At 40.5% G+C, this 4,499-nt stretch carries 3 protein-coding genes; all 3 read right to left on the bottom strand.

The genetic code is table 11. The features are described 5' to 3' along the window. Positions 1-169: 169 nt before the first annotated feature. The 3 genes from DK188_RS21260 to DK188_RS21250 all read right to left on the bottom strand — a co-directional run bounded on the left by DK188_RS21260 (position 170) and on the right by DK188_RS21250 (position 3,211). A complete protein-coding gene (locus DK188_RS21260) occupies positions 170-784 on the bottom strand; it encodes a sugar transferase (protein WP_111672871.1) in 615 nt (204 codons plus the stop codon). A 1-nt stretch (position 785) separates the two neighbouring features. Continuing rightward, complete coding sequence (locus tag DK188_RS21255; protein ID WP_111672872.1) at positions 786-1,922, bottom strand: DegT/DnrJ/EryC1/StrS family aminotransferase; 1,137 nt, start codon at positions 1,920-1,922, stop codon at positions 786-788. A gap of 131 nt (positions 1,923-2,053) precedes the next feature. Next, a complete protein-coding gene (locus tag DK188_RS21250) occupies positions 2,054-3,211 on the bottom strand; it encodes a glycosyltransferase family 4 protein (RefSeq protein ID WP_111672870.1) in 1,158 nt (385 codons plus the stop codon). Between the last annotated feature and the right edge of the window lie 1,288 nt (positions 3,212-4,499).

The raw sequence follows: 4,499 nt of genomic DNA, 5'->3' as shown, positions 1-4,499 counted from the left end.
GCTGGTGCAATTGCGGATATACATGTTAAAAAAAGATGATCTGATTATCCGCTTCTTTGCAAGTAGGTCAATATGGCCTCGACACATCGACAAGCTCAGTGACCGGGCTCGGCCACCGGAACTCGGATCATTATAGGAAGGGAAGGAAAATGCGGATAACCATAAAAGATTAGTATCCCCGATTGCCTGTAAACTTTCCCACTGTTACATGGCCCTGCTGACTAACCCCTTTTCCTCTCAGGACATTCCAGAGTGTTTGAAAGAGAATTTTCATATCCAATCCAAATGAAATATGATCCACGTACCAGACATCATAGGCAAACTTTTGATTCCAGCTGATGGCATTTCGACCATTGATCTGCGCCCAACCTGTCACTCCAGGCCTCACCAAATGGCGTCTAGCTTGAACTTGATCATACAAGGGAAGATACTCCTCTAAAAGTGGTCTTGGACCGACCAAGCTCATATCTCCTTTTAATACATTGATCAGTTGGGGTATTTCGTCTAGGGATGTTTTTCTGACTAATTTTCCAACTGGGGTCAATCGCTGATCATCAGACATTAGAAAGCCATTTGAATCAGTGCGGTTATTCATGGTCTTAAACTTTATGATACTGAAGACCTTCCCTCCTTTTCCCGGTCTCCGTTGAAAGAAAAACGGAGAACCATTAAAATGTACTGACAGGTATATCAGCAGCAAAAAGAACACAGGCAAGAGAATGATGAACATTAAAGAAGCCAGGATAAGGTCGAGGATTCTTTTCCAGAAATCAGAATAGTTCACATCAGGAGATTTTGCTCAACTCTTTTTCAATGACACCTGCGATAATTTTTTGGTCATCATAGGTCAAACTAACTGAGCTGGGAAGGCAGAGACCTTTTAGAAATAGATTTTCGGAAATATGGCCACCATAAAAAGGAACACCTCTATAAGCGGGTTGAAGGTGAAGCGGTTTCCATAGAAACCGGGTCTCGATGCCACTTTTAAAAAGTAAAATCCGAAGTCTATCATTTGAAAATCCAGTTTGATTTTCATCGATTAGAATAGAAGTCAGCCAATAATTTGATCTTGAATCGATTAATTCAGTTTGAAAAGTAATACCCGGAAAATCTTCAAATAGAATTCGATACCGGTCATTTATCAATCTCCTCTTTGCTATAAATCCATCCAGACGTTCCAACTGAGCAAGTCCAATAGCACCTGCCATATTGTTCATCCTATAATTGTACCCGATCTCCAGGTGTTGATAGTACGGTAAATCTTCCCTAGCCTGCGTGGAGAGATATCTTGCCCGTTCGATAACACTTGCATCACTGGAGATTAAGGCTCCCCCTCCACCTGAAGTGATTATTTTATTTCCATTGAATGAAAAGACCCCAATTTTGCCAAAGGTTCCACAACTTTCACCATTCAATGTGCTACCGACTGCTTCGGCAGCATCTTCCAGAATTGGGATAGTATATTTCTGGGAAATCTCCATGATTTCTTTCATTTTGGCAGGCATTCCAAAGAGGTGTACCACGATGATTGCTTTAGGTTTTTTACCCAAAGCAATTCTGCTCAAAATGGCGTCTTCCAATAGTTCGGGAGAAATATTCCAGGTATCTTCCTCGCTATCCACAAAAATTGGTGTGGCACCTAAGTAAACCACGGGATTAGCTGAGGCACAGAAGGTAAATGATTGGCACAGTACTTCATCACCCTGCCCCACTCCCAAAAGGACCAAAGCCAAATGCAGGGCTGAAGTTCCGGAGTTTAATGCAACTGCCTGATGAAATCTGATTTTCTTGGAGAGCTTAGACTCAAATTTAGAGATGAATGCCCCGTTAGTTGCCAAATTACCGGAACTAATTGCTTGTTGAATGTAAATACTTTCATTTCCGTCAAATACAGGAAACGAAAGAGGGAGTGAATAAGACATTCGAATCAGGGTGATCTTAGACTTGGCTAAACATACCACTAATTCAACAAAAAGCAAACCAAAAAAAATTAGATCACTAATTAATATTGGCTTAGAACTGTTTAAGCAAAGCTTTTACAGGGTAAAGCTCATTAATTGAGGTTAATATTTTCTGAATTTAAAGCTTCTTTTTCAAGCTTAATTTTGACTTTTTGTCTTGAAGACAAGGCTCTCATTTCCAATATTTTTGGAGCTTTTAAAGTATTCCGTTTGACATACTTTACAGTAACCTTATCCAAACGGAAACCTAGAAAAAGTACAATTCCGGACAAGACAGGTAGGACGATATTATCTGAAAAATCACCTAAAATAAAAACCAATAAAATCAGGCTCAACTGCAAAAATCCTAGGACCAAAGCCACCTCATTGTGCTTTAAACCCATACGCATAAGAAAATGGTGAACGTGACTTTTATCGGCTGTCATGGGATGTTTACCCTGCGATATTCTTCTGGTAAATACCCTTGCCATGTCGTAAAGTGGGTAGATCATCAGGACAATACCCGCAGTAAACGAAGGTTCGAGTCGAAGGTATGCATTCTGAGGAAGTGCTGCATTATTCTCCATAAATGCTACCACCAAACTACCTAATGCAAACCCAAGGGTAAGTGAACCGGTATCGCCCATGAAAATTTTTGCCGGATGCCAGTTGAACACCATAAAGGCCAAGACCCCACCCAAGATAGAGAAACTCAAAACGGCATAACTTTCCAGTCCTTGGATATAAAACCAAGAGCCAAGTAAACTCAATGAAATTGAAGCAATTGTTCCGGCTAAGCCATCCAAGCCGTCGATCAGATTAAATGCATTGGTCAGAGCAAGAAGAACAAAGGAAGAAAATCCATAGCTTATCAAGAGTGGAAGCTCCTGAATTCCCAGAAAACCATGGAAGTCTTTAATTCGGATATCTCCGGCTACTACGACTAAGAGAACAGCTACAAATTGGCCAGCCAATTTATGTTTGGCTTTCAATTCGACCATGTCGTCGCGAAGTCCCACAATGAACATAAGCGCTATAGCACCCAATAAAAATCGGATATCCGGTAAAGGAAATTGCCAGCCCCAAATTGCTAAAGTGATAAAGGTAGCAGCAACAAAACCTATCCCACCCATGGAAGGAGTGAATTTTTTATGGATTTTACGGCCTCCCGGTGCGTCACCGATATTGGCCTTTCTAAGGATTGAAATCACAATTGGGGTGACCAAAAAACCTACTGAAAAGGCGGTAATTGCAGCTAAAAGAAAATACATATCTGGCTGGTCTTAAGGTTAAAAACTCTTACAAATTTACAGATCAGCAATTAACATACCTAGTTTTTAACAATAAAATAATTGATTGGTATATTTTTTAATAAATCCAAATAAGGTGATTTAAATCACAAGCGGTTGCAATAGAATTATAAAATACATTTTTTAGCAGATGAAGCGGAAAAAAGCTCAAAAATCAAAGGTGAAAAATTTGAAACGCTCAGAAGAAAAAATGGGGATTGGATAAGGAAGTTGGGGTTAAGGGTCCAGGATTGAAAGTTAAAAGGGAATGAGGGAAATCGACTGAAGAATGATGATTTAGGAATGGAATAGATGGAGTTAGGAAGCGTTCAGTAGGCATAGCCCTGGGTTTCAACCCCGGGATTTAGGAATAGAATAGATTTTAGTGCTGGTGCAAGATGTCCAATGGAAAAAGGATGTTGGTGCCACCGTTATAGCACATAAAATGAAATCAAAAACAATCCCCCTAGCCCCCTTTGAAAAACTCCCGCATTCCTTTTAGCAAAAATGTCCAAGGGGGAGTTGCTGCGGAATAATTAGAAACATAGAATTCCAATTGAACAACAGTCTAAAGACCTCCTTATCGTAAGCAGAAGAATTTTAAACATTAGGGCAGCAACCAAGACGTGCCGTAGACATAGCCCGGGGTTTAGGAATAGAATAGATTTTAGTGCTGACGCAAGAGGTCCAATAGAAAAAGGATGTTGGTGCCACCGCTATAGCACATCAAATGAATTAAAAAACAATCCCCCTAGCCCCCTTTGAAAAACTCCCGTATTCCTTTTAGCAAAAATGTCCAAGGGGGAGTTGCTGCGGAATAATTAGAAACATAGTATTCCAATTGGACAACAGTCTAAAGACTTCCTTCTCGTAAGGAGAATACTTTCTAACATTAGGACAGCAACCAAGGCGTGGCGTAGGCATAGCCCGGGGTTTCAACCCCGGGATTTAGGAATAGAATAGATTTTAGTGCTGGCGCAAGATGTCCAATTGAAAAAGGATGTTGGTGCCAGCGCTATAGCACATCAAATGAAATAAAAAACAATCCCCCTAGCCCCCTTTGAAAAACTCCCGCATTCCTTTTAGCAAAAATGTCCAAGGGGGAGTTGCTGCGGAATAATTAGAAATATAGTATTCCAATTGAACAACAGTCTAAAGACTTCCTTATCGGAAGGAGAATACTTTCAAACATTAGGGCAGCAACCAAGACGTGCCGTAGGCATAGCCCGGGGTTTCAACCCTGGAATTTAGGAATAGAATAGATTTTAGT

This window comes from Algoriphagus litoralis (assembly GCF_003259255.1).
In the GTDB taxonomy this organism is placed as follows: domain Bacteria; phylum Bacteroidota; class Bacteroidia; order Cytophagales; family Cyclobacteriaceae; genus Algoriphagus; species Algoriphagus litoralis.
This window is presented reverse-complemented; position numbering and strand designations above follow the sequence as displayed.